The organism is Shewanella corallii (genome assembly GCF_023349125.1).
Classification (GTDB): Bacteria; Pseudomonadota; Gammaproteobacteria; order Enterobacterales; family Shewanellaceae; genus Shewanella; species Shewanella corallii.
Window position 1 is genome coordinate 52,195 of sequence record NZ_JAKIKT010000004.1, and the last position, 26,251, is coordinate 78,445.

A 26,251-nucleotide genomic window follows, 5' to 3' on the forward strand; every position below is an offset into this window, starting at 1 on the left:
GAATCAAGGCTCTGCAGCGACAATACTTTAAATTTCACGCAAATCCAGCGACAATGCGCCCCAGAACTCATTCAGCACCTGACCTGGACATGTTATTTAACATTTTTTTATTGGCCACTGGATTGGCCCTGCTGGTATGGAGCGCAGACAAATTTGTCTATGGCGCTGCGGCATTCGCCCGCAATCTGGGCCTGCCCCCTATGCTTATCGGCCTGACCATTGTCGCCATGGGCAGCAGCGCCCCGGAAATGTTTGTCGCCGGAACCGCCGCAATGAACGGCATGACAGATACTGCTATCGGTAATGTGCTTGGCTCCAACGTGGCCAATATTACTTTGATTCTCGGTGTGACCGCGCTGCTTGGCAGTATTTCAGTGAGCTCCCAGACCCTGATGCGGGAAATCCCCTTGATGCTGGCGGCCACTGTATTGGCCGGTTACCTTATCCATGATGGCTTTTTGTCCCGCAACGACGGTTTGCTTTTGCTGGCTGTTTTTTTCAGCGTGATGGGATATCTGATCTGGCATGCGCTGAACAACAAACAAAGAGATCCACTCGAGACTGAGGCGGATGACGAAGTGCCCAAAGATGTGCCCACCCGGAATGCCGTGTTCTGGGTCCTGGTGGGTATTGTACTTCTACCGTTTTCTGCCGACCTTATGGTGGATGGCGCCGTAGGCATTGCTAAAGCGTTTGGCCTGTCGGATCTGATTATCGGTCTGACGATTATTGCTGTGGGTACCTCACTGCCAGAGTTGGCGGCCTGCGTCGCCGGTGTGCTGAAAAAAGAGGACGATCTTGCCATCGGCAATATTGTAGGTTCCAACCTGTTTAATATACTGGCAGTTTTGGCTATCCCGGGTTTGATTGCACCGGCGGCCATAGATTCCCAAGCCAGCACCCGTGACTTTTATATGGTTCTGGCCAGCAGCAGCGCACTGGCTATCCTGGTGCTGACAACAGGTCGCAAACGTGAACTGCAACGCTGGCACGGTGCTCTGCTGCTGGTAAGCTTTGTGGCTTACCAGATATTGCTGTTCCAAAGTGCCTGACACCAGCCGGAAAAACAAAATGAAAAACAGACAGAATTGGCGCCAATGGGGTAGCCGGGTAATAGACATCGAGAAAGCGGCACTGGACAACCTGTACCAGTTTATCGACAGCGACGAGTTTGCCGATGCCTGCGACATGATCCTCAGTTGCACCGGCAAGGTGATCGTCATGGGGATGGGCAAGTCAGGTCATATCGGCAATAAGATTGCTGCGACTCTGGCCAGCACGGGAACCTCATCATTTTTTGTCCACCCGGGTGAAGCCAGCCATGGCGACCTGGGGATGATTTCAGACAACGACGTGGTTTTGGCTATCTCCAACTCGGGAGAGTCTTCTGAGATTCTGACCCTGATGCCTGTGATTAAACGTCGGGGTATCAAGATGATAGCGGTGACAGGCAAGCCAGCCTCCAATATGGCAAAGTTGGCCCAACTGCACCTGTGTATCGGGGTACCGGAAGAGGCCTGTCCGCTGGGACTTGCCCCGACCTCAAGCACCACAGCGACTTTGGTACTGGGCGACGCGCTGGCGGTGGCTCTCCTGCAAGCCAAAGGCTTTACCAAAGATGACTTTGCCCTGTCTCACCCGGGCGGGGCTCTGGGTCGTAAGTTGCTGCTGAAAGTCGCTGACGTGATGCACTCAGGTGATGAACTGCCACAGGTACCTGACTCCATGCATATCACTGACGCCCTGTATGAGATCACCCGCAAAGGCCTGGGCATGACAGCCGTGATCGCCGATGATGGCAAGCTTGCGGGTATATTTACCGATGGCGATCTGCGTCGGGTGATCGATGCCAGAGTCGATCTGCATAACACCCCTATCGCTCAGGTGATGACCAGGAACTGTGTTACGCTTGGCAGCAATGTCCTCGCCGCCCAGGCGCTGAAAGTGATGGACGAAAAGAATATCAATGGCCTGATAATCATCGATGAGCAGCAGCGCCCAGTGGGTGCACTGAACATGCTGGATATGGTCAAGGCTGGAGTAATCTGAACATGCGACAAGGCTTATACGGCCCGGTGGTCGACGAAGTATGGCAAAAGGCCACCAAAATCAAACTGCTTATCTGTGATGTCGACGGAGTCTTCTCTGACGGCCGAATCTATCTGAGCAACAGCGGGGAAGAGCTAAAGGCGTTTCACACCCGGGATGGCTTTGGCATTCGCTCTTTGCTGTCCACAGATTTCCATATCGCCATCATCACAGGACGCAAGTCCCAACTGGTAGAAGATAGAATGACAGCCCTTGGCGTCAGTGACATCTATCAGGGTGTAGACGACAAACTGGAACCTTTTAACGAACTGCTGGCCAAATATGATCTGACCTCAGATCAGGTTGCCTACATAGGTGACGATATGGTTGATCTGCCGGTAATGCAGCAGGTGGGGCTGGCGGTTTGTGTGGCGGATGGCCACCCCTATGTAAAACAACATGCCGATATGATCACTCATGTATCCGGCGGCTTTGGTGCGGTCAGGGAGCTGACCGATCTGTTGTTGATGAGTCAGGATAAGTTCGACGCTGCCCACGGGATGAGCATATGAACCGTATTACGCTGGCCATTGTGCTGTTCTTTTCCATTGCGCTGGGTCTTTACTGGCAGGTGCAAATGAAAAAAAGTGAGCAGCAGTCCAGTGCAGACTCTGGCATAGTCCAGCCAGATTTCGTGGCAGACAATCTCAAGAGCGTCAGCTACAACGAAAAAGGTGATGTGGAAAGCCGGGTGTCGGCTGAGCATATGGAGCACTTTGAAGCCAATAACCTGACACGCTTTACTCAGCCTGTGTACCTGCTATATCCGGATGATGGCACCGCTCATTGGCGCATTTCAGCCGTCGAAGGAGCTCTGGATAAAGAGGACAACATAGTCACCCTGCAGAATAATGTTATCATCGACGCCATAACGCCGAATGAACCACTGCAGCAGTTGAGAACCAGTTACTTACAGCTGGATCTAAACACCATGATCATGCGCTCCGACCGGGTGATTCAGGTGGATGGAATGAACTTCAAAGTGGAAGGCACAGGCCTCTATGCCGATCTGAATGCGCAGACTGTAGAGCTGCTGAATCAGGTAACAGGAATTTATGAACCAAACTAACAGACTTATCGCAGCCTTACTCTGCACCCTGAGCCTGGGTGCTGTTGCTGCTACCGACGACCTCACCAAGGAAGTTCACATTGCGGCCCGCAGCCAGGAAGCCGATATCAAGAACAAGCGCGTTGTCTATAACGGCCCGGTAGTGGTCACCCAGGGCAGCATCAAGATTCTCGCGGATGAACTCAGCGCCAGCCAGGGCGATGGCGAAACGATTCTGATCGCCACTGGCAAGCCAGCCACCTACACCCAGACACTGGACAATGACCGCCCTGCGACTGCCAGTGCCAATGAGATCCGCTACAACATCAGTAAGCGGGTACTGACCCTTGTAGGCGCAGCCGAAATTGAACAGGACGGCAGTAAAGTGACCGCTCCCCGGATTGTGTATGACATTCAGCTACAACAGATGAAAGCTGAAGGCAATCAGAGCCCGGATGACAGAGTCCATACTGTTATTAAGCCTGAAAACTTCCAGAACGATGTGAAGGAAGAGCAGCAGAAGTCTGACGAACAACAGCAAGATAAAGAGCAACCAGAGTCATGAGTGAACTGACGCTGAAAGCCGAACACCTGGCAAAAAGTTACAAAAACCGTCAGGTGGTAAAAGATGTCAGCCTGGAGGTAAAAACCGGTCAGGTTGTCGGCCTGCTGGGCCCCAATGGCGCGGGTAAGACCACCACCTTTTATATGGTTGTTGGCCTGGTGAAAAGTGATAAGGGTGCTATCTATATCAACGATGATGACCTGACGCTTGACCCCATGCACATGCGAGCCCGCAAAGGTATCGGTTATCTGCCTCAGGAAGCCAGTATTTTCCGTAAGCTGTCAGTGCGCGACAACATAATGGCCGTACTGCAAACCCGTAAAGCCCTCAGCAATGAGCAGCGGGAAGAGCAGTTGGAGCACCTGCTGGAAGAGTTCAACATCACCCATATCCGTGACTCCATGGGGATGGCACTGTCCGGTGGTGAAAGACGCCGGGTAGAGATCGCCAGAGCCCTGGCCGCCAACCCCAAGTTCATTCTGCTGGATGAACCTTTTGCCGGTGTTGACCCTATCTCGGTAATAGACATCAAAAAGATTATTGAACAGCTTAAAAGTCGTGGTCTGGGCGTCCTGATCACTGATCACAACGTGCGGGAAACCCTGGACGTGTGTGAGCATGCCTACATCGTCAGTCACGGCAATTTGATCGCCGAAGGTACCCCGGCAGAGATCCTGGATAACCAGCAGGTGCGTGCAGTGTACTTGGGCGAACAATTCAGGCTATAGTTAAGGCGTATGCCTCTGTGAATGCCCCCGAAAGGTGCGGCCTGAATATCAGGTACAAAGGAAACGCACCTTTCCCAGGCCAATGGACAATCCGGCTCTCGAGAATTTCCACTAAAAATATTCTAAACAGGGATTTGCGGTAAACATGAAAGCGTCACTCCAGCTTAAACTGGGTCAGCAGTTAACTATGACGCCTCAGCTGCAGCAGGCGATTCGTCTGTTGCAGTTGTCATCACTGGAACTCCAACAGGAGATCCAGCAGGCACTGGAATCCAATCCGCTACTGGAGATGGACGAGGAGCAGTACGACTCCGAGTCAGAGGATAACCCTACAGACAACACCGCCGAATTCGACCAGGAAGATTACTCAGCCACAGCGCAGGACAGCTCCAGCGTTGAAACCTCCGATGCCGTCACTCAGGAATCCATGCCGGAAGACCTGCCCATGGATACCACCTGGGATGAGGTCTTTACCGCAGCGCCGGTCTCCTCAGGTCCCGCCATGCGCGATGATGATATGCCTTTCCAGGGAGAAACCAGCGAAGGCCTGTACGAGCATCTGGAATGGCAAAAGAACCTTACCCCATTCTCTGAAAATGATTACGCCATCGCCACGGCCATTATCGAAGCTATCGATGAACGCGGCTATCTGACACAAAGCACCGAAGAGGTACTGGAAGCTCTGGGGGATGACGAAATTGAGCTGGATGAAGTTGAAGCCGTACTCAAACGTATTCAGCACTTCGATCCTATTGGTGTGGCCGCGCGGGATCTGAGCGAGTGCCTGCTGATACAGTTGCATCACTTCGCACCCGACACACCCCATATCGACAATGCCCGCCTGCTGATTAAAGAGCATCTGGAGCTTATCGCCAATCGGGATTTCCGTACCCTGATGCGCAAAACCCGACTAAAGGAAGATGACCTGAGAGAGGCGATCAACCTTATCCAGACATTGAATCCGAGACCTGGATTGCTGGTTAGCCGCGAGAATGACGAGTACGTTATTCCCGATGTCTCAGTCGCTAAAAAGAGTGGCCGCTGGGTGGTGGAGCTCAACCCGGACTGCATGCCCAAGCTGAATGTAAACCAGCATTATGCCGCCATGGCCCGCAGCACCCGCAACCAGTCGGACAGCCAGTTTATTCGTGGCCACCTGCAGGAAGCAAAATGGTTTATTAAAAGCCTGGAGAGCCGCAACGATACACTGTTGAAAGTGGCCAATTGTATTGTACAGTTCCAACAGGGCTTTTTTGAATTCGGTGAAGAGGCCATGAAACCTATGGTACTCAACGATATCGCCGAAGCTGTCGAAATGCATGAATCGACAATTTCCAGGGTGACCACCCAAAAATACATGCATACCCCAAGAGGGATTTTCGAATTGAAGTACTTCTTCTCCAGTCATGTCGGTACTGAAGATGGAGGAGAATGCTCGTCCACTGCCATCCGCGCCTTTATCAAGAAACTGGTGGCGGCAGAAAACCAGAAGAAGCCGTTAAGCGACAGCAAAATGGCCCAGCTTCTGGCAGAACAGGGAATAAACGTTGCCAGACGGACTATCGCAAAATATCGAGAAGCGATGCTGATTCCGCCTTCCAACCAGCGTAAGAGTTTATAACCCTACCCGGAACAAAGGAGGTAGCTATCTATGCAAATCAACCTGACTGGACACCATATCGAGATCACCGATTCATTGCGTGAATATGTTGAGAACAAATTCACCAAGCTTGAACGCCATTTTGAACAGATCAATAATGTGCACGTTGTACTGAACGTTGAAAAACTGCAGCAAATTGCAGAAGCAAAACTGAATTTAAATGGCGGCGAAGTCTTTGCAACTTCTGAACATAGCGATATGTATGCCGCCATAGACGCCCTGATCGATAAACTTGATCGTCAGGTGATTAAACACAAAGAGAAGCTGACAAAACACTAACGATGGAACTTCGTACCATCCTGCAGCCGGAGTGCGCATCCTGTGCCACTCCGGGCAGTAAAAAAAAGGTACTCGAGCTGGTAAGTAACCTGATTGCCGCTCAGTACCCTACCCTTTCCTCACAGGAAGTTTTTGAAAGCTTGCTGGCCAGAGAGAAAGTAGGCAGCACAGGAATCGGAAACGGTATTGCCATCCCCCATGGCAGACTTTCCAGTATAGAGCACCCCATAGCAGTTCTGGTTAAATGCACAGAGCCTGTTCCCTTCGATGCCATAGATAATCAGCCAGTAGACCTGCTGTTTGCGCTATTGGTACCGTCGGAGCAGTGTCAGGAGCATTTGGCGACTCTGTCTGCCATGGCGGAAAAACTCAGTGACAAACAGATCGTCAAACAGCTGCGTAAAGCACAGGACGACGCAGAACTCTTTCGGGTTATCACAGCATGAAACTGGTTATCGTATCGGGCCGCAGTGGCTCAGGAAAATCTGTCGCCCTCAGGGCACTGGAAGATCTCGGCTACTACTGTGTCGATAATCTGCCACTGTCCATGATTGCCACTTTGCTTGAGCAGCTGCAAAGCACCACAGATCAAGTCGCCATCAGTGTCGATGTTCGTAACCTGAAAGATCAGGACAAGATACTGGAGCAGCAGCTTGCCTCGCTGAAAGACACTGAAATTACCAGCTTTTATCTGCACTCAACCGATGAAATCCTGCTGAAGCGCTACAGCGAAACCCGGCGTCTACACCCACTTTCACGCAATCACTCCTCTTTGCAGGAAGCGATTAAACTGGAAGGTCAGTTGCTGATGCCCCTGTCCAAGATGATGGACCACTTTATAGACACCTCCTCCCTGAATGTTTATGACCTGAGTGATAAAGTCAGACAGATTCTGATGGGACACGTTGAGAAAGAGTTGGTTATCACCTTCGAGTCTTTCGGTTTCAAGCATGGTATGCCTACCGAAGCGGATTTTATGTTTGATGTTCGCTTCCTGCCAAACCCACACTGGGAACCAGACCTGCGCCCCCTGACCGGCCTGGATCAGCCGGTGCAGGACTTCCTGAATCGCCAGACTCTGGTAAACAAATTTATCTGGCAGATTGAAAACCTGCTGGAGACCTGGTTGCCTCATTTGGAGCGTAACAATCGCAGCTATCTGACCATAGCCATCGGCTGTACCGGCGGTCAGCATAGATCAGTGTTTATTGCCGAACAGCTGGCCAAACGCTTAAGCCAAAGTCACCACACAGTGAAAATTCGTCACAGAGAACTGGCTCAAGATGAAGCTTGAGCGTCAGGTCACCATCTGCAATAAACTGGGATTACACGCCAGAGCTGCCACCAAGTTAGCAATTCTGGCGAACCAGTTTGATGCCAGTGTCACCCTTTCAAATGGCGAGAAATCCGCAAGTGCTGCCAGTGTTCTTGGTCTGCTGATGCTGGAATCAGGCAAAGGCAAAACTATCTCACTCAGCGCTGAAGGGGATGATGCCGAAGCCGCACTGGATGCTATCTGCGCCTTGATTAATGCCAGATTTGAAGAAGATAAATAACCCTCCAACCAAGCTCTCAAGCTGAACCTCAGCTGTCAGATAAGCCTGACACAGCGATTTTTTCTGTATAATTTCAACATCTGAGCTATTATGCATAGCCTTTCCGGGCTCCCGGCCCATGGCTGGCTTCTGCCAGACCAGAAAAAATCTCTGTCAAAGGAATCGGTATCAGGGGGAATCACATGCCGATCGAAGTTCTGGATAATGATCTGACCGAACAGCGTCTTAATCAGCTCAATCACGCTCTTGGCAGCGGTATGTTTGTGCACGTACGTAATATGCTGCACGACATGGCAGCGTCTGATATCGCCCACGTGCTGGAGTCATCGCCCCCGCAGACCCGTCAGATCCTGTGGCAGCTTATTGATCAGGAGCAGGCCGGTGAGATCCTCGAAGAACTGCCTGAGGATATGAAAGACCACCTGATCCGTCTGATGACCCCCGAGCGTTTAGCCAAAGCCACTGCGGGCATGGACACAGACGACCTGGCCTATATTCTGCGAAGTCTGCCTGATGCCATGTTCCGCCAGGTACTGCAATCCATGAGTGCCCAGGACAGGTCCAGGGTTGAACAGGCACTGTCTTACCCCGAGGAGACCGCCGGCGGTATCATGAATACGGATACCGTTACTCTGAGGCCAGACGTCAATATCGATGTGATCCTGCGCTACCTCAGACTAAGGGGTGAACTGCCCGAGGCGACTGATACTCTCTATGTTGTCGACAAGCGTGACCACCTGCTGGGCGGTATTCGTATTACCGATCTGCTGACCTGCAACCCCAATGCATCGGTACGTGAAATTATGGATGCCGAGCTGGAAGGTATCCCGGTCTCCATGTCAGATACCGAAGTGTCTCAACTGTTCGAGCGCCACGACTGGGTATCCGCCCCCGTGGTGGATGAAGAGGGTAAACTGCTTGGCCGTATCACCATTGATGACGTGGTAGACGTTATTCGTGAAGATGCCGAACATTCAATGATGGGTATGGCGGGTATGGATGATGACGAAGACACCTTTGGCCCTGTGGTCAAAAGTACCCTGCGCCGCTCCGTCTGGCTAACTATCAACCTGTTTGCTGCACTGCTGGCCGCATCGGTCAGTAATATGTTTGAAGGCACGCTGGAAAAGTTTGCCACCATTGCCGTACTGATGACGATAGTGCCCAGCATGGGTGGCGTCGCCGGTAACCAGACACTGGCTCTGGTAATTCGCGGTATCGCTCTGGGTCATGTGGGCCAAAGTAACTCCCGCTGGCTTATCGGCAAAGAGCTGGCCATTGGTTTCCTCAATGGGGTGATGTGGTCAATCCTGGTATTTCTGGCTGTCTGGGCCTGGAAGGGAGATATGGCGCTGGGCGGTTTGATTGGTGGTGCCATGCTAATCAATATGACGATCGCAGGCCTTGCCGGTGCCAGCATCCCTCTCATCCTCAAACGCTTTAATATCGATCCCGCTCTCGCCGGAGGCATGGTACTGACCACAGTCACAGACGTTATTGGTCTGTTTGCCTTCCTGGGACTGGCAACCTTATTCTTAATGAACCACGCAATGTAGTCGTGAAAATAAAACGGCAGCCCTGAGCTGCCGTTTCCATTTTTATCGCACACAGCCAGTATCGGCTTCAACCCTTGCAAACACCCAGCTGTTAGCGCCCACCCAATTGAGCAGCATGCCGGCCAACACGCCAATCGCCATAGACAATGCCCAATAGAGCAACCCATCTGGCAACAACATCATCAGCAGGCTGAACAGACCGAGATTAACCAAAGCCGCACTGCTCGCCAGTAATAGGCTTTGCAGCAACTGCGCTCCCCGACTTTGTTGCCTCCTGTCTCTGAAGCTGAACCAACGATGGCCAGTCCACTGCGCCAAAGCCGCCAGTGCAAACGCCGCCACTCTCGCAGCCACAACCGACCATCCCAGTACTTGCCAAAGTAGCAGGCAAATCAGCATATCCAGACAAAAAACAAGGCCACCAACCAGCACAAAACGGACAAATTCAGCAGGCAACTTCACGTTCCTTCCCTCTGACACAACATAAGTACACGCTTGCGATTCTCCGCTTCGAAATCGCAGCTCTGGAACAACTCAGTCGTCGCAAGCACCTGCTTGTCTGCGACAAGGTACCAGTCATCTGTATTGTCCGTTCCTGGTTTGGCAAACAGTGCTCTGAGCTGGTCGTCAGAGGTCAGTAACTGGGCCTGACCTGAGGTGTAAAAACGTGACGAGAACGGTTCTGACTGCCAATAGAAAGTCGGCAAAGGCTGCTCTCGTTGAGCCAGCAGCCATTTTTCACTTTTATCTTTGGCTGTCTGCAGTTTGACCACAGCAACCGCGCCGACCAGGAGTAAACATACTCCCAGAGCCAGGCGCTTAGCCCACAGTTCAAACTCCTCTGCCATGCCTCTGGCAATGAGCAGCGCCATGGCGGGAATACCCGGGAGTACATAAGCAGGCAGGATGTTGCCCGCCAGGGTAAACAGCAGCAATGGCGATAACATCCAGCAGATAAGAACTTTTGACTGCCAGCTAAACCGCCTTCCTTCAACCTGCCACAGACGCCACAAGGCCATAGGTAGTACCAAGCTCCCGGGCATAGCGGCAATCACGAAAAACAGCCAGATAGTACCGCGAACCTCTTCATGGGCTGAGCCATACAAGTCACCCTGCCAGCCCCCATCAACAAACCTGAGGAAGTGTTCACCAACAATAAAGTAATTGATAAACCCCGGTGTCGCCTGCTCTGCCATCCAATACCAGGGCAGAGCAATAGCCAGCATCAGCAGCAAACCGGAAAACCAGGGAACATTACGCCAAAGTCTTTGCCACCCGGAAATCGGGCCATACTGCCAAACTAGAAACAGCACCACGCTAATTCCCATCAGTACCAGTATCAATGGGCCCTTGGACAGCAAACCTATGGCTAATCCAACAAACCCCAGATACCCAAAAAGCTTGCCTTTGGCTTGAGATGATTCCTGAGAAGTTTCGTTCGCCTGCCAGGCCGAGATAAACCCCAGCATGGCCAGTGTCAGACCAAAGGTCAGAGCCATATCCGTCATGATGGCGCCCGCTGAGACAATAAAAACCACGGTCGACGCCAATACCAGTAGGCTTAGCTCCCGACGAATACTCAGTTGACCAGCCAGCCAGTAAATGCAGCCCAACACTCCCACACCGGCCAGAAAATGCGGTAAACGCAGTGCAAACTCGCCAACACCCAGCACCGCGCTGGCCGCAGCGCTCATCCACACAAACATTGGAGGCTTGCCCCAGAAAGGCACTCCAATATCAAACTGCGGCGTCAGCCAGTTGCCGGTATCCAACATCAGCCGCGCCATTTCGCCATACCTGGCCTCCGTAGTGTCCATCAGAGGATAGGCGCCAAGAGACACCAAACGAATTACAAGCAGTAAAGCAATGCACCACCAGATGCGGGAGACAGCAGATTTCAACATCACTTTACTATCTCCAGTCTGGCTATTGAGTTGGCCTGCGGCAGAGATTCGGCTTCTGCTTCACCAGGGTGGCTCTCCCTTGAGTGATGCATACCGGTATCACTCACTTCACCGATGAGATACAGGGGTCTTTGCTTAACTTCGACAAACACTCTCCCCAGATACTCACCAATCAATCCCAGGGACAGCAGCTGAATGCCCGCCAGCGCCAGCTGAACCACCATCAGCGAGGGATAACCGGCAACAACCTCCCCCATAACCAGGGTCTTAAGCACCACCCATCCGCCGTATCCAAATGCCGCCAGCGCCGTCAGCAAACCACACCAGGTCGCAAAGCGCAGAGGCTTGAAACTGAATGAGGTGATGCCATCCATTGCCAGCCCGAACAGCTTGCGCCACGGCCATTTACTGTCGCCCGTGTGTCTTGGGTCCCGTTCAAATTCGATACAGGTCTGCTTAAAGCCCGGCCAGCTGAACAGCCCCTTCATAAATCGATTTCGCTCCGGCAAACTGTTGATGCTGTCCACCACCTGTCTGCTGAGCAACCTGAAGTCCCCGACATTTTCCGGGATCTCAGCATCGGCTACCCAGTTGATCACCCGGTAAAAGCAGTGTGCTGAAAAACGTTTAAACCAGGTTTCACCCAGGCGTTTACTGCGGCGCATATTGACCACGTCATAACCTTCTCGCCAGGCATCCAGCATATCCGGGATCAGCTCAGGAGGATCCTGTAGATCCGCATCCAGAATAATGACCGCCAAACCCCGGCAATATTTAAGCCCCGCACTCATGGCGGCCTCTTTACCAAAATTGCGGCTCAACCGGACGCATCTCAATTCGAGCTGGCTGGCGGTAGCGGCCCGCAGTTCATCCCAGGTGTTGTCCTGACTGCCATCATCCACTACCACGATTTCGCACCGCTCCCGCAGCCCCAGCAGTACCGGCAATAAACGTTCGAACAGGGGCTGCACCATGGCAGCTTCGTTATACATAGGCACCAGCACTGACAGGCAAACACCCTGCTTTGCGATGCCAAATTGAGATGAGGATTTGGTCATGGTTTAGTTTCCTTGCCATTGTTTTTTCACCTACCATAACCAGCGGGTGTCGATGAAATGTCAGCGACATTTCTTTCACATTTCCGGCGCTAAAATCCGGCTTCATTCAGTGGAGTAATCAATGCAGCAATCCCGAATCCTGGTCGTTGAAGATAATCATGATGTGGCAGGTATACTCGGCGACTTTCTTGAAGCTAAAGGAGCGGAAGTGGACTTCGCCGCCAATGGTTTGTTGGGGCTGAAACTGGCAAGCAGTGGAGAATTTGACCTGATAATTCTGGACCTTATGTTGCCAAAGCTGGATGGCCTCAGCGTGTGCCGCCAACTGAGGGAGTCAGGAATCGCGACCCCGGTGCTGATGCTGACCGCACTGGACGGCAAACAGGAGTTGCTGGAGGGCTTTAAATCCGGCACGGATGATTATCTGAGCAAGCCCTTCGACTTTGATGAACTGGAAGCCAGGTTAAACGCCATGTTACGACGTGCCCGTGGCACAACGGCAGCGCAAACCATTCAAATTGGCGAGCTGGAATTGGATCCCCGCCGTCATCAGGTCAGAAGAAATGGGCAACGACTGGTGTTAACCCCTACCTGTTATCAGATACTGGAGCTGCTGATGCGTCAACACCCGGCGATGGTTCGGCGCGAACATCTGATAGATTCCCTGTGGGGTGAGGCTGCGCCTGATAAGGATATTTTGAGAAGCCATATGTATCAGCTGAGAAATCAATTGGATAAACCCTTCGCCTATCCCATGTTGGTGACAGTGCCCAAACAGGGCTTCAGACTCCAGACACAAGAGGATAGCTCCCAGTGAAGCGGCTTAACTCCAGCGCACAAACTCTGACGCTAAAGCTGATTATCTATTTCACCAGCGTGGCAATGTTAGTTGGTTTTTTGACCGGCTGGCTGATCGTTGCCCTTAACTTTTGGCTGGAAGACGAGATCAACCTGCGCAACCTCAAGGCGATGGAGCCCTATGTCATAGAGCAATATCGCCAGGGAGCGAAGTTTCCGCTGAGCTTTGGCCCTGATTCCATCGCCTATGTGGACAGTATGCAGGTTCCGCCTGAGTACAGTCTGATCATTGGCTATCCTCTTGGCTTTGTCGGTGAGCTTATTGATATCGACGACCCGGAAATCTTCTTTACGCGCAGTGAGTTTGAGTACAAGGGTCATATCCATCAACTCTACCTGACCAAAAAAGCAGACCCGGTCGAGCTGACCCGGCAGGAGTGGCATAAGCTGCTCGCTTTTTTACTGGCCGTTATTGCGCTGACTATCGCACTGCAGATATTCGGTATTTTCCGCCTGTCCAAACGCCTTATCCAACCTGTATTCCAACTCAGTAATCAGCTGAAAATGGGCAAAGAGCAGGAGTTTAAAGTCCCACCGGGCGCGGTGATGGAGTTTCAATTGCTGGCGGACAGCATCAATCATTACCGCGAAGCCAACCAAAAACTGCTCAAGCAGGAGCAGGCTTTTGCCCGCTATGCCAGTCATGAACTGCGCACCCCACTCACTGTCATTCAGGGCGCGGTTAAGCTGCTTGAATGCAATCAGGATGAAGTATTTCAACAAAAGCAGCGACACAGAATTAAGCGCAGTGCGGACGATATGCAAAATATGATTGATGCACTGTTGAGCCTGGTAAAACACGAGAAACTGCAAAAAACCAATGTCCGTGAGTTGGTCGCGGATGAAGTGCAACAGATTATGGAGCCATTGCAGGCCAGAGCGGAAACCCGCCAATTAACCATGAAGCTGGATTTTCCTGAGCCGATAAAGGTGACTCCCGAACCGGCAGTATTAAGGATTCTGCTGAATAACCTGCTCAACAATGCCATCAATGCCTCTGAGCAGGGGGAGATCCAGATCCGGATCTCCAAAGGCGAGATAAGAGTGCAGGACCCCGGCTCCAACCCCGACAAACATGAAGATAACCAATCCGGACACGGTCTCGGACTACTGATTGTGGACAGTCTTTGTCACAGATATGGCTGGCAATTTGAGCTGATATCCCAGTCCGGGGCGGGTTCAGAAGCTGTGTTGAGCTTCAAATAGTTTGAATAGAGCAGAAAAAAGCGCCCTGACTGGGCGCTTTTTATTTAAATTCCTGAGGGTTAGCCCTGAATTGGCGTCAGAATAATCTCAACCCGACGGTTCTGGGCACGGCCCTCTTTTGTGCCGTTTGAAGCAATAGGGTTGGCTTCACCCATACCTGATGCACTCAAACGGTTTACCTGAACACCATTCTGAGCCAGGTAGTTGCTTACTTCGGCCGCACGCACCTGAGACAGGCGCAGATTATAGGATTCAGAACCTGTGCTATCGGTATAACCCAGAATGTTCAAGCGTGTCTTTGGATACTCTTTGGCCACCAGACCAACTGAGTTGAGTACCTGCTTTGCTGGCGTGCTCAGGTGGCTCTGATCCACACCAAAAGTCACTTCATTGGGCATATTCAAAATGATGTTGTTACCATCACGGGTCACACTCACACCGGTTGCCTGCAACTGCTCACGCAACTTGGCTTCCTGCACATCCATGTAATAGCCGATACCGCCCCCCAGAGCAGCACCTGACGCAGCACCGATCAAAGCGCCCTTACCTCTGTCACTTTTACTTGATGAGGCTACACCAATTGCGGCCCCGGCAATGGCACCAATTAATGCCCCATTAGTCGACTTGGCTGTTTGCTGCTCATTGGTATAGGGATTGGTTGTCTGACAGCCAGTCACCAAACTGACAGTTACAGGCAATACCAGCATTAATGCGGCTTGTTTCAACTTCATAAACCTAACCTCTCAAATAAAAAAGTGACATCCGGCAACACCGGAGGCCGACGACAATAGCGGATATCCCAACACAGTGGCAAGCGTTCGTCTGTCATTGACTACACTTAAACAGATTACTCCAACTTCCGGGAGCGTTATGCATCCCAAAGCGAGCAGTCAATATTCTGATTTGATGAGGATTTTGATCCAATCAAGCTGACAATAAGCTGAACACGGTTTCCAAGGATGCATAAATTACTCGAACAACAACTGGCGCAGGTATTTCCCAATGGCTTACCTCGTGAAATCAATCCCCTGCAACCTTATGTAGAGCAAAGCTACCAACAGTTGGACAGGCTGCAACAGCAGCTTGCTGAGTGTCAGGCCATGCTGCACAGCAAAGAGATGTCACTGAATGTGCTGACCGACGTGGTGGCAGACACCTGTATCTGGCTCGATGGATTAAACCAGATACGCGATATCCGGGTGGGGAAATCCCTGTCGCGGGTCTTTTCGGACCGCCTTATTGGGGAGGAGATCAGTGCCATGAAGTTGGGGCAGAGCCTGCATCTGTTTACCTCTACTTTGGATCAGGTCAGAGCACAAAACTACAGTAGCCGCCGCGAACTGCTGCTAAAAACCCGTACCAAAGAGCTGTATCTGGAAGCCAGGTTCTACCCCCTGGACGAGAGCGAGGTCATGGTGGCGATCAAAGATATCACCATGGATAAGCTGGTCTCTCAAATGAACAACACTGCACTGGCGGAGTCCAAGAAAGCCAATAAGCAGCTTCAGGAACTGATGAACTCAGCCCCAGTCGGCATTTTGATTACCGACGAAGCCCACCAGCTGGTGATGATAAATGACTATGCCATCGAACGGCTTGGACAAAGCCTGACAGAGTTAATCGGGCAGGAGCCAATACGATTCGTTGAAGAAAGCCACAGGGGTGAATACCTGGATCATATTGATGAACAACTGAGCCAAAGTACGCCCCAACCCGGCAGAATGGATGTACATCTGTGTCCTGATGCCAGTGATGTCTTCGCCGCAGAGATGGCATTCAATACCATTACCCTGGACGGACAAACCATGGTCACCCAGGTCTTCAACGATATCAGTGAACGCAAGGCACTGGAGCAGCAACTCAGGGAGCAGGCCCAGACAGATCCCCTCACGGGCACCAATAATCGTCGTGCCTTTTCTGAGAAAACCCAGGAGGCGCTGGAGCACGCCATACAGCACAAACAGCCTTTTGCCGTGTTGGCGATGGACCTGGATTACTTCAAGCGGGTCAATGACACCTATGGCCATGGGACAGGAGATATGGTGTTATCGCGGTTTGTCGAGTCTGTCTCCGCTCAACTCAGGCCCTGTGACATACTCGGGCGTTTTGGCGGCGAAGAATTTATGCTGGCTCTGCCGGACGCCACCCTGGAACAAGCCGGTCAGATAGCAGAACGGCTAAGGGCCAATACCGAAGCGATTAATGTCACTACAGATCACGGCATATTGACTGTCACGGTCAGCATAGGTGTTGCCGGGCTCAACCCCAGACACCAAAAACTGGAGCAGATACTCAACGAAGCGGATCATATGTTGTACCAGTCCAAGGATCAGGGCCGCAACTGTGTCACAGTGCAGCGCGGTCTGCCCCGCACCCAGGGCAGCTGACGACCTTCCCTGTCGCCGCCGATAGACGTTTGCTCGGGACGATAGACTTTAGCTCGACCATGCTAATCTTCCTGAGCCAGACGCTTAGAGGGTGGATTGGTCTGCGTATAAATTTCACTCAAATCACGATCCCGATCACAGGGATTGATGACTATTGTGCTTCTTACCGGAACGCAAGAGTGGGATAATTTATCACTCTCCCTATTTTCCTGTTATTCCGAATATGAAGACCCAAACTAAGGGCAATCTGCTTGCGGCATTCTCATTTTTGCTGTGGGGGATACTGCCTTTGTATTACCAGTATCTGCCGGGGGCAGATATCTATGAGCTGCTGGCATACAGACTCCTGTTCTCTGTCCCGGTTATGCTGATTATTCTGGCGCTGCTGGGGCGTAAGCTGAACTGGCAAGCGGTATTGGCAGACAAACGTTCCATGATCATGGCATTACTGGCCAGCTGTATCATGTGTGTTTCCTGGTGCGCGTTTACCATAGCCCTGACCCATGGTCAGGTACTGGCGGCCAGTCTGGGGTTCTTTATCAACCCTCTGTTTGCCATCGCGCTGGGCGTGCTGTTCCTAAAAGACATACTGACACATGGTCAGGCCATTGCTGTGTTGCTGGGTCTGTCAGGCATTGTTTATCAGGTGGTTTCCTACGGTGAGCTGCCAGTGTTGGCACTGCTAATGGGGAGTTTCTTCGCCCTGTACGGTCTGGCCAAGAAGTTTATCCGTTTCGATGCGCTGACTTCGGTAACCATTGAAGCCATGTGGCTGGCACCTTTGGCACTGGCCTACTTGATCTACCTGTTTGCCACGGGTCAAAGCCAGTCGGGTTCAAGCTGGCAGAATATCGCCCTCTATATAGGTGCAGCCCCTGTGACTTTGGCACCTCTGGTGTTTTTCGCCATGGCGATTATGCGCACAACCCTGACCAATATCGGCCTGATGCAGTATATCGAGCCCAGCGTGCAGTTCCTGCTCGCAGTGTTGCTGTTCGGCGAAGCCTTTGATGAGATCAAGCTGGTCAGCTTCTCTCTGATCTGGGCCGGTTTGCTTATCTGTACCCTCGAGGCTCTGCCCTGGTACAAGCGTCGCAAAGCCATGCACTGAAAACTGAAAAAGCCGGATTCAATCCGGCTTTTTACTACTGTTTTTTAAAGGCCCGGGTCATCTCCCGCGTTCCCAGCGCACCGGGATAAGGGGTTGCGCTAAAGCCCACCGCCTTCAGGTCACGCTTGAATTGGCCACTGGCACAATAAGACACCAGCATGCCATCGGTTTGCAGCAACTGATAGCACTTTTGCAAATTGTCCCGAGCCCACACTTCAGCCTGTTTACTGGGCGCAAAAGCATCGAAATAGATCAAATTAACTGAGTTTTCGGCTGCCTGATAATCCTCTAACTTGCCCGTTTTCTTGTGCAATACAAACCAGGGCAGCACTTCGACATCTGTATCCCAGGGAGCGTCATGCAAGGCATCAAAAAAGCGTTCGGCTGACCCTTCTGGCAACAGAGACTTATAGTTCAATGACTCAATCATTTCCCGGCTCAGGGGATAGGGCTCTATGGTGACATAGCGGATACGCACATGCTGCAGCTTGAAGAACTCCCTGAAGCGCAACATGGTCAGCAAGGCATTGAGTCCGGTACCAAAACCCACTTCCAGTATCGACAGGCTGTTGGTTCGCTCCAACATGGCATCCATCCCGGCGTGGATAAAGATGTACCTTGCCTCGGCGATTGCACCTTTAGGGTTATGGTAGGTTTCATTGATCTCGGCATTAAACAGGGTGTGGGAGCCATCTGCCGTCAGCTGCAACTCAACATGCTTCATGATTTGGATACTCTTGAATCTACTTCGCGGTCGGAATTATACAAAAAAACAGCATTATCGCTTGCGATTTTATTTAGAAATACGAATAATTTGAAAAACAAATAGTTTGAGAATCAAATTAAATTGGAGTCGTTATGAGTCAGTCTCCCCATCCCATAGACAGATGGCAGCATGCCCATAATTTTTCTGCCCTCAACCACAGTGGAGAGCGGAACACCAAAATCGTTCTGCTGCTGACCCTTGTCACCATGGTGGCTGAAATTGTTGCCGGTACTGTCTATGGCTCCATGGCGTTGCTGGCCGATGGCTGGCATATGGGAACCCATGCCGCGGCATTTCTGCTGACCCTGTTTACCTATCACTACGCCCGTAAGCACGCCGATAACCCCGCGTTCAGTTTCGGCACAGGCAAGGTCAGTGTGCTGGGGGGATTTACCAGCGCCATCGCCCTGGGGCTGGTCGCTTTGCTTATGGCGGTCGAATCAATTGGCCGCCTGATTAACCCGGCAGATATTGGCTACAACCAGTCGATTCTGGTAGCCATTATCGGTCTTGCGGTCAACCTGGTCAGCGCCATGCTGCTGAAAGACCATCACCACCATGACCATGGTCATAGTCACGGCCATTCTCACTCCCACAGCCATAAGCATGAATGCAGTCACGGGCACGACCACAGCCATAAGCATGAATGCAGTCACGGGCACGACCACAGCCATTCTGAAGAGAAGAGCCATGACCATAATCTCAGAGCAGCCTACATGCATGTACTGGCCGATGCGCTCACCTCTTTGCTGGCGATTACCGCCCTGCTGCTGGCAAAATTCTTCGGCCTCAACTGGCTCGACCCCATTATGGGAATTGTCGGCGCCCTGATTATCGGCCGCTGGGCCTGGGGTCTGATAGTGCAAACCAGCCCAGTGCTTCTCGATGCTGATCCGGACTCAAACCACAGAGAGACAGTTCAGCATAGGCTGGAAAGCCTGGACGACCATAAGGTCACAGACCTTCACCTCTGGCGGGTCAATGCCGATAAGTATGCGGTCATGCTGTCTTTAGTCAGTCACAACCCTAAACGCAGCGAGGAATACCATGCCTTACTTGCGGATCTCCCCTGGCTGGCCCATATCACAGTTGAGACTCATACCTGCCTGCCAGAACAATGCCCCGGAGGAAAGTTTTGAATTCAGATAAAGTAGAGTCAGGCCTGAACCATGCCATCGTCGAGTTTTATGAAAAGCTCTCCTCCTGGGAACACGCCATAGTCCGGGAGCAGGGGATCAGTCTATCCCATGCGCATACTCTTGAAGCTCTGGGATTCCACGGCGCCATGCGCATGAAAGAGCTGGCAGAAAAGATAGGGGTGACCACAGGCACGCTGACAGTTCAGATAGAAAAGTTGGTAGCTGCCCAATTGGTTGAGCGCATACCCAATGCACAGGACAGACGTTCTATTCTGGTGGGCTTGACTGCTGAAGGCCAAAAGCTGTTTCAGGCACACAGTGACCAACATCAAGCGTTGACCTCTGAGCTGACTGCTGACTTCAGCGAAGAAGAAAGAGCCTTGCTGCTGGGCTTTTTCGAGCGTATGAACCGGACATTCTGACAGTAAAGCAAACAAAAAGGACGGCATTGCCGTCCTTTTTGTTTATCTGATATTCGGGTTATGCAAACTGATACAAGCCAATGGCGATAATCAGCAGCGGGCATACAAACTGAACATAAGCGATCCAGAGCTTCCACCCGGTTGAATACTCAGTGACACCTTGCTGCGCCAGGATATCCTCAACCAGGGCCTTACGACGCCAGATCCAGCCCAGATAAACCGCAATCCCCAAGGCCACCAGCGGCTGCGCGATCTGCGTCGTCAGCACCACCATGGGGCTGAACAAGAACTCAAAGGCCACAGCCAACATCAAAGCACCGGCGGTTAACGCCCCCCCTATTTGAACCACAGCCCGGTCACGGCTCCAGTGCCACTTCTGCACCACATAGTTGACCGGTACTTCGGCAATAGAGATGGCTGAGGTCAGGCCGGCAATAATCATCAGGCCAAAGAAGGCGGCGCCAAACAGAGCGCCTACCACAGGCCCAAGTGAAGCAAACAGCGAAGGCAGTACATCAAACACTAAAGTGTCTGAATTCTTCAGGGCACCACTGGCATCAAATACCTCGACGCCCTGATGCTGGGCCACTGAAATGGCCGGGACTATCATGGCCGCCGCCAGCACAGCAATTACCGTCGCCATGCCCGTCACCATCACAGTTAACTTACCAATATGCTGCTCTTTGCCCAGATAACTGGCGTAGACCATCATGGCTCCGGTTCCCACGCTCAGAGAGAAGAAAGTCTGGCCCAATGCACTGATCAACACCTGACCATTGATCTGACTGAAGTCAGGAACAAACAACCAACGCAGCCCCTCAGATGCCGCAGGCAGAGTCATGACATAAGCCACTCCACCCAATAACATGACCACCAATAATGGCATCAAACGCTTGGACCACTTCTCAATGCCCTGTTGAACTCCCTGACGGATAACCGCAAAGGTCAGCACACAAAAGAGTGCAGTAAACACCAGGTTACGGGACAGAGAAAAGTCGGTCAGCCAGCTGACCAGGCCATTGTCAGCAGCAATGCCGGGCAGTAACTGGATGGCAGACGCCAGTGAGAAGCTGACAAACCAGCCTGACAACAGAGTGTAAAAGGTCAGGATCAATCCTGCAGTAGCAATCGACACAGCACCAATCAACCAACCCAATTTGCGGGAACCCGCACTACTGCCCAGGCCAGCCATGGTATCAGCCGGATTACTCTGACCATGACGGCCAATCATCAACTCGGCCATCAGCATAGGCATACCCAACAGACACATCAGCAGCAGGTAAACCAGCAGGAAAGCACCACCACCATTATTGGCAATTTGAGTTGGGAACCCCCAGATACTGCCCACACCCACCGCACTGCCTGCGGCGGCAAACACAAATCCGATACGTGAGCTGAAATGCCCTGCTGAACTGGCCTGCGCCATAGAAACCTCCGAATACTTAACGGCGGCAAGCATAGCGACAGGAATATCGATGACAACGAATTTTTATTGCTCACAACCACTCTCATTGAGCAATAAAGAGCTAAATAAATTAGATTTTGGATTTGATAGATTGGATTTAAGATTAACTGCAAAATATTATTGCGCCGACCTTAATCAGCAGCGTCCCGGATGCAATAATTTCAACAGCTGGTCAAGATCAGAAAGTGTGAAGCCGATCTGTCTCTGCCGTTATTATCGACAACTGCAACCGGGGAGGCCTTATTGACCCGGAATGGGCAGCGGCGAGTGGCTTTTTACCTGTTTAAGCACAAAACTGGAGTGCACACCGGCAATATGGGCATTACTGGTGAGCTTATCCAGCAAAAAAGTTCGATAAGCATCCATATCCTTCACCATAACTTTCAGCAGGTAATCAGACTCGGAACCGGTTAACAGGCTGCACTCCAACACTTCGGGATACTCCAGCACCTGGTGTTCAAATCCCGCCAGGATCTCCTGGGTATGACGCTCCATCCGCACCTGAATATGCACGGTCAGATTCAAATCAAAGTGCGCCGGAGCCAGAATAGCCGCATAACTTTGAATATATCCTCCCTCTTCCAGCGCTTTAACCCGGCGGGAACAGGGGGAAGGTGAAAGGCCGACGGCAGCTGCCAGATCCTGATTGGCTATACGCCCCTGAGTTTGCAGTAAACGCAGTATGGCGATATCCGTCTTATCCAGTGAACTCATAGTCATGGCAGTTAATCTCTTGGGTCAGGACACAGAAAAGCCGCCCGCAGGCGGCTTTCAACAGGTTTTAAAGCAACGACTTACTCGTTGATCTCAGCGTTATGGTAAACCTTCTGCACGTCGTCGCAGTCTTCCAAAGCCGCAATAAACTTATCAAAGGTCGCCACATCTTCACCTGTCACCTCAGTCATGGTCTGAGGTACGAAGCTGATCTCTTCCACTTCAAAGTGGATGTCAGGCATTTCTTCAGTCAGCGCAGTGCGCACATTGTTGAACTCGGTAATAGGCGCGAATACTGAGATCATGCCATCTTCAGCTTCAACATCGGTCACATCTACATCTGCCATCATCAGCAGCTCCAGAATGGCCTCATCATCTTCGCCTTTGAACACGAATACAGACTGATGATCAAACATGTGGGCAACAGTGCCCGGGCCGCCCAGCTTGGCATCGTTCTTCACGAAGGCCTGACGCACTTCGGTAAAGGTACGCTTTACGTTGTCGGTCAGACAGTCAACGATAACCATGCAGTTACCTGGACCAAATCCTTCATAACGGGCTACTTCGTAATCTTCACCGCCGCCGCCCTTGGCCTTTTCAATGGCACGCTCAATAACGTGAGCCGGTACCTGGTCCTTCTTTGCACGGTCGATCATGCGACGCAGTGCCAGGTTACCATCAGGCTCTACACCACCGTTCTTGGCGCAAACATAGATCTCTTTGCCATAGCGTGAGTACAGGCGGGTCTTCTGACCGGCTGTCTTGGCCATGGATTCTTTGCGGTTTTGATACGCTCTTCCCATCTTAGTCTCGGATTGGTTCTCAAAGGTCTAAACGAAGCGTTGATTTTAACAGCTTTCCCCCTGAAAAAGCGAGTTTGCATACAGATGACAAAGGCCTCCGAAGAGGCCTTTAGGGGGCTTTCACCAGTAATCAGGCCATTGATTAAAGAGGATTAATATAGGCCATATCTCTGGGGCCGCGGGCACGCTCCCACATTTGCAGGTAGGCTTCAGCCGAGTTCATTACCGCTTCATAGGTTTGCGGGCTGGCCTGTCTGCGCAGATCTTCCAGATGATCCGCCAGCATACCGTAGTGCGCCATGCCATCCTGATTGAAGTCGAAAGTACGATTTCCCGACTGCTGACGGTCAAACACCAGACCAAACTCACTGATAAATGGATAGGTCAAAGGGTCGATATCGGCATCGTCTCTGGGGCCCGCCTGGCCACCCAGACCACTCATGTCGGTTCCCAGTCCTACACCCGCCAGATAAGGCGTCTCGGCAATCGCTTCCAGAAACCGGTTGATACTGCCCTCAATTCGATTGGCATTGGCGTTATAGGGCCCCATAAAGCCTCCAGCCTGAGCGAGGCGCACTGTGTTGTTGTGCAAACCACCGTCTTTGGCTGAATTCATCCAGCTATGGGAAGTAATCACGCCGGAGTATTGCCTGGCCTCCACAATGTCCATCACCTGGGTGGCGGTATCTGCCGACATATGGTCAAGTTCTATCAGCATGCCCATGTCTATCATACGATTCACCAGATAGACCCCTTTGTCCGTCAGACTGTGCACATTACAGTGCTGAATGGTTTCGTCATATTCAGGGTTGTAACCAATACCATCGAGTATCTCTCTGAGCACAGGCACATTGCCAATCAAGGGGAAACCGGACTCAAAGTAGTTGCCACGGGTATGAGCATCACACTCCTTGGTTTCAAAGAAATGGCCAGTGCTCAGCACCTGCCCCAGATTGATAAAGCCACTCTCAACCCGGGAGCCCGCCAGTTGGTTATCAAACTTGTGAGTAGGATAAAGGACTCTGACACCTGCGTCGTAAACCTCCATCAGCTGGCGTTCAATATCCGCCATGGAGCAGGAGTCTTTAATACCGCAGTTGAATACCTCTGAAGCTTCAATCCCCATCACTACCGCCAGCTTACCGTCGGCGATAACGGCTCTGGCCTCATCCGGGCTGCTCACCAACCGGAAAAAGCCTTTGCCCGGGCCACCAGCCTGAATATCAATATACTCCTGCATCTCCCTGAGCCTTTGGATCTGTAATCGGATACTGCTCATGGTGTTACAGTCATTAGGGTTAATCCAGGCTGCCGGATTAATGGTTTTCTGTGCGGTACACAGCACCTCATTCTCCACCAGGTGAGTTACCATTAACCTCAGACCGCCCAGCCAGGCGCGCTCCATCCACTTATGGTAATAGCCTGAATGAGTCAGCTGCTTATGGTTAGGCCAGAAAGGAAAATCCGGCCAGCCCCGGGTATCGTAGCGATAATTGGCATCCCCATAAGCGTAAAGATTACCGATTAAATCCAGGGAGCCATCAGGGCCGTGGATATCCTTACTGTCGTTCAGGGCATGACTCACTCCCCAGCGGTGGAATGGCTTACCATGCATCACCTTGCCCCCCATAAACTCATAGGAAGTAATATGAGTATGGGGATCGGCAAGTCCTCGTACCGGCAAATTGCTGTCACCTTTCAGAGCATCTGTGTCACCGGCGACATTCACCTCAATTTCCGGGAATGGCGTGCAGTTATCCGCCGGAACCAGTCTGAAACCACTCTCACTGCTCCAGTTCCCCAGATTCAGTAGATCATAAAAGTAGACCCCGCCATAGCGATAGTGTCCCCAAAAGCCATAGTTATGCCTCAGGGTGTAGTTAAGCGAAGTGACTTTAAAACTGAACCTCGGGTCAGCATCATTGCCACCGGCGCTGACCTGCCATTCGGCGAACTCTCCGGGATAACGCCCGGCACTGACCTCAGCCGGAAGATGGCTGGCAAGATAGCGGCCATCCTCATCCGTGATCATAAAGTGGGAGCGACTGCTGGGTTTGAAGAAGAAACGATTGGCCTCTGCCTGAGACACATTTTCGAAGCGATAGCTGAGGCCATTGTCAACCGGCCCCCCCTGGTAGAAACGCTTCATAAATTGACCATTGGTCGGAGACTGAATGAGATAGCACCCCTGGGCCAGGCTATCGACAGCATCTTGAGACGCGTGAGCCTGCTCGGCAGGCGCCAGGGAGATAAACACACTGAGTGGAATCGAGAACAAGGCTTGTGTAACAACAGCCGCTCTCCATGAACTGACTCTTTTCATATTGGTATCCGTGAGGTTGGAAACGGGTTCAGCAACTTCTCAACTTCTGCCGACTCCAGATATAAAAGAGTTCAAACGCTTAAATCAAGTTAGTGTTCACTTACATTTAAAGATTCAGACTTTGGTCTTAACTCTTCCACCTCCCAACAATCGTCGATACAGGCAAACATCAAAGAGAATCATGCACTGGATATGCAGGCAGCATTAAATCCGGAACAGAAACATATTCATTGACGGTAGTAGGAGTAGTCTGAGTTCAGATACTTTTTCGGAGTCACTGTTATGACTGATAAACACATAGGTTCTCACAAACAAAATAACCACGGCGTTCAACATACTGCCGAGTTTGAACATGAGAAAATGGCCCGCCGCTACGACGATGGTCACGAGCACAAACACAACAAAGACCACCACCAAATGCGGGACCACCAACAGAGTCATCCCCATACCCAGCACGGTGGCGACCCGGTCAGTCACAAGCACCCACAGCAGACCCATCACGACCGACATGAACATGATGAACACAAACATCATCAAGTGAAGATGCACGACCATAAAGAACACAGCCGCGAGCACCATAAAACCGGCCACCAATAATAACTGCGGTGATAACAC

At 51.7% G+C, this 26,251-nt stretch carries 28 protein-coding genes; 19 read left to right on the forward strand and 9 right to left on the reverse strand.

The features are described 5' to 3' along the window. The first annotated feature begins 89 nt into the window (after positions 1-89). The 12 genes from L2725_RS11745 (at position 90) to mgtE (ending at position 9,480) form a co-directional block, all read left to right on the forward strand. Positions 90-1,052, forward strand: coding sequence for a calcium/sodium antiporter (locus tag L2725_RS11745; RefSeq protein WP_248936663.1), 963 nt, complete (start codon positions 90-92; stop codon positions 1,050-1,052). 19 nt (positions 1,053-1,071) lie between these two features. Beyond that, on the forward strand, positions 1,072-2,049 hold the full coding sequence (locus L2725_RS11750; protein ID WP_115137187.1) for a KpsF/GutQ family sugar-phosphate isomerase: 978 nt from the start codon (positions 1,072-1,074) through the stop codon (positions 2,047-2,049). Positions 2,050-2,051: 2 nt separating this feature from the next. Beyond that, positions 2,052-2,600 (forward strand): 3-deoxy-manno-octulosonate-8-phosphatase KdsC, encoded by a 549-nt coding sequence (gene kdsC, locus L2725_RS11755; protein ID WP_249249123.1) that lies wholly within the window; start codon positions 2,052-2,054, stop codon positions 2,598-2,600. Continuing rightward, positions 2,597-3,157 carry an LPS export ABC transporter periplasmic protein LptC gene (lptC, locus tag L2725_RS11760; protein WP_249249124.1) on the forward strand — a complete coding sequence of 187 codons (561 nt, stop codon included), beginning with the start codon at positions 2,597-2,599 and terminating at the stop codon, positions 3,155-3,157. The genes kdsC and lptC overlap by 4 nt, the downstream gene beginning before the upstream one ends. Next, complete coding sequence (lptA, locus tag L2725_RS11765; protein ID WP_249249126.1) at positions 3,144-3,701, forward strand: lipopolysaccharide transport periplasmic protein LptA; 558 nt, start codon at positions 3,144-3,146, stop codon at positions 3,699-3,701. The genes lptC and lptA overlap by 14 nt, the downstream gene beginning before the upstream one ends. Further along, positions 3,698-4,429 carry an LPS export ABC transporter ATP-binding protein gene (lptB, locus tag L2725_RS11770; RefSeq protein WP_115137191.1) on the forward strand — a complete coding sequence of 244 codons (732 nt, stop codon included), beginning with the start codon at positions 3,698-3,700 and terminating at the stop codon, positions 4,427-4,429. Before lptA ends, lptB begins: the two co-directional genes overlap by 4 nt. A 145-nt stretch (positions 4,430-4,574) precedes the next feature. Beyond that, positions 4,575-6,050: an RNA polymerase factor sigma-54 gene (locus L2725_RS11775; RefSeq protein ID WP_115137192.1), complete on the forward strand. Its 1,476-nt coding sequence runs from the start codon at positions 4,575-4,577 to the stop codon at positions 6,048-6,050. Between the two features lie 30 nt (positions 6,051-6,080). After that, positions 6,081-6,368 (forward strand): ribosome hibernation promoting factor, encoded by a 288-nt coding sequence (gene hpf, locus L2725_RS11780; protein WP_248936658.1) that lies wholly within the window; start codon positions 6,081-6,083, stop codon positions 6,366-6,368. Between the two features lie 2 nt (positions 6,369-6,370). After that, entirely contained in the window at positions 6,371-6,814 is a 444-nt protein-coding gene (ptsN, locus tag L2725_RS11785) for a PTS IIA-like nitrogen regulatory protein PtsN (RefSeq protein ID WP_115137194.1), read from the forward strand. After that, entirely contained in the window at positions 6,811-7,662 is an 852-nt protein-coding gene (gene rapZ, locus L2725_RS11790) for an RNase adapter RapZ (RefSeq protein ID WP_249249127.1), read from the forward strand. The genes ptsN and rapZ overlap by 4 nt, the downstream gene beginning before the upstream one ends. Further along, entirely contained in the window at positions 7,652-7,924 is a 273-nt protein-coding gene (locus tag L2725_RS11795) for an HPr family phosphocarrier protein (protein ID WP_248936656.1), read from the forward strand. The genes rapZ and L2725_RS11795 overlap by 11 nt, the downstream gene beginning before the upstream one ends. Positions 7,925-8,106: 182 nt before the next feature. Beyond that, positions 8,107-9,480, forward strand: a complete 1,374-nt coding sequence (mgtE, locus tag L2725_RS11800; protein WP_249249128.1) for a magnesium transporter — start codon at positions 8,107-8,109, stop codon at positions 9,478-9,480. 42 nt (positions 9,481-9,522) lie between these two features. On the opposite strand, the gene L2725_RS11805 is transcribed toward mgtE, so the two are convergent. Genes L2725_RS11805 through L2725_RS11815 form a run of 3 tightly spaced genes read right to left on the reverse strand, consistent with a single transcriptional unit; the run spans position 9,523 to position 12,442 of the window. Beyond that, a complete protein-coding gene (locus L2725_RS11805; protein WP_249249129.1) occupies positions 9,523-9,942 on the reverse strand; it encodes a GtrA family protein in 420 nt (139 codons plus the stop codon). Continuing rightward, positions 9,939-11,384, reverse strand: a complete 1,446-nt coding sequence (locus tag L2725_RS11810) for an ArnT family glycosyltransferase (RefSeq protein ID WP_249249130.1) — start codon at positions 11,382-11,384, stop codon at positions 9,939-9,941. The genes L2725_RS11805 and L2725_RS11810 overlap by 4 nt, the downstream gene beginning before the upstream one ends. Next, the gene (locus tag L2725_RS11815; protein ID WP_249249131.1) at positions 11,384-12,442 is read right to left on the reverse strand and encodes a glycosyltransferase family 2 protein; all 1,059 of its coding nucleotides are present in this window, start codon (positions 12,440-12,442) and stop codon (positions 11,384-11,386) included. The genes L2725_RS11810 and L2725_RS11815 overlap by 1 nt, the downstream gene beginning before the upstream one ends. 121 nt (positions 12,443-12,563) lie before the next feature. Between L2725_RS11815 and L2725_RS11820 the strand changes: the two genes are divergently transcribed. Next, positions 12,564-13,259, forward strand: a complete 696-nt coding sequence (locus tag L2725_RS11820; protein ID WP_249249132.1) for a response regulator transcription factor — start codon at positions 12,564-12,566, stop codon at positions 13,257-13,259. Then, complete coding sequence (locus L2725_RS23325) at positions 13,256-14,506, forward strand: sensor histidine kinase (protein ID WP_249249133.1); 1,251 nt, start codon at positions 13,256-13,258, stop codon at positions 14,504-14,506. The genes L2725_RS11820 and L2725_RS23325 overlap by 4 nt, the downstream gene beginning before the upstream one ends. Positions 14,507-14,565: 59 nt before the next feature. Here the strand turns inward: L2725_RS23325 and L2725_RS11830 are convergent, their stop codons facing one another. Continuing rightward, complete coding sequence (locus L2725_RS11830) at positions 14,566-15,237, reverse strand: YiaD family glycine zipper/OmpA-like lipoprotein (RefSeq protein ID WP_248936649.1); 672 nt, start codon at positions 15,235-15,237, stop codon at positions 14,566-14,568. A 228-nt stretch (positions 15,238-15,465) separates the two neighbouring features. On the opposite strand from L2725_RS11830, the gene L2725_RS11835 reads away from it, so the two are divergent. Next, on the forward strand, positions 15,466-16,893 hold the full coding sequence (locus L2725_RS11835) for a sensor domain-containing diguanylate cyclase (RefSeq protein ID WP_249249134.1): 1,428 nt from the start codon (positions 15,466-15,468) through the stop codon (positions 16,891-16,893). 223 nt (positions 16,894-17,116) lie between these two features. Further along, positions 17,117-18,004, forward strand: coding sequence for an EamA family transporter RarD (gene rarD, locus L2725_RS11840; protein WP_249249135.1), 888 nt, complete (start codon positions 17,117-17,119; stop codon positions 18,002-18,004). A 34-nt stretch (positions 18,005-18,038) separates the two neighbouring features. Here the strand turns inward: rarD and mnmC2 are convergent, their stop codons facing one another. Continuing rightward, positions 18,039-18,728, reverse strand: a complete 690-nt coding sequence (mnmC2, locus tag L2725_RS11845) for a tRNA (5-methylaminomethyl-2-thiouridine)(34)-methyltransferase MnmC2 (protein ID WP_249249136.1) — start codon at positions 18,726-18,728, stop codon at positions 18,039-18,041. A gap of 134 nt (positions 18,729-18,862) precedes the next feature. Here mnmC2 and dmeF point away from each other — a divergent pair, with 134 nt between their 5' ends. Both dmeF and L2725_RS11855 read left to right on the forward strand, forming a co-directional pair. Continuing rightward, positions 18,863-19,909: a CDF family Co(II)/Ni(II) efflux transporter DmeF gene (dmeF, locus tag L2725_RS11850; protein ID WP_249249137.1), complete on the forward strand. Its 1,047-nt coding sequence runs from the start codon at positions 18,863-18,865 to the stop codon at positions 19,907-19,909. Further along, entirely contained in the window at positions 19,906-20,331 is a 426-nt protein-coding gene (locus tag L2725_RS11855; protein ID WP_249249138.1) for a MarR family winged helix-turn-helix transcriptional regulator, read from the forward strand. Before dmeF ends, L2725_RS11855 begins: the two co-directional genes overlap by 4 nt. A gap of 58 nt (positions 20,332-20,389) precedes the next feature. Here L2725_RS11855 and L2725_RS11860 read toward each other — a convergent pair whose 3' ends face one another. The 4 genes from L2725_RS11860 to L2725_RS11875 all read right to left on the reverse strand — a co-directional run bounded on the left by L2725_RS11860 (position 20,390) and on the right by L2725_RS11875 (position 25,636). Beyond that, a complete protein-coding gene (locus L2725_RS11860; RefSeq protein ID WP_249249139.1) occupies positions 20,390-21,757 on the reverse strand; it encodes a sodium-dependent transporter in 1,368 nt (455 codons plus the stop codon). Between the two features lie 279 nt (positions 21,758-22,036). Then, positions 22,037-22,516, reverse strand: a complete 480-nt coding sequence (locus L2725_RS11865) for an Lrp/AsnC family transcriptional regulator (RefSeq protein ID WP_249249140.1) — start codon at positions 22,514-22,516, stop codon at positions 22,037-22,039. A gap of 74 nt (positions 22,517-22,590) precedes the next feature. Further along, on the reverse strand, positions 22,591-23,313 hold the full coding sequence (locus L2725_RS11870) for a YebC/PmpR family DNA-binding transcriptional regulator (RefSeq protein WP_248936641.1): 723 nt from the start codon (positions 23,311-23,313) through the stop codon (positions 22,591-22,593). Between the two features lie 142 nt (positions 23,314-23,455). Next, entirely contained in the window at positions 23,456-25,636 is a 2,181-nt protein-coding gene (locus L2725_RS11875) for an amidohydrolase family protein (protein ID WP_249249141.1), read from the reverse strand. Positions 25,637-25,918: 282 nt separating this feature from the next. Between L2725_RS11875 and L2725_RS11880 the strand changes: the two genes are divergently transcribed. Further along, complete coding sequence (locus tag L2725_RS11880) at positions 25,919-26,233, forward strand: cation diffusion facilitator family transporter (protein WP_249249142.1); 315 nt, start codon at positions 25,919-25,921, stop codon at positions 26,231-26,233. The last annotated feature ends 18 nt before the right edge of the window (positions 26,234-26,251 follow it).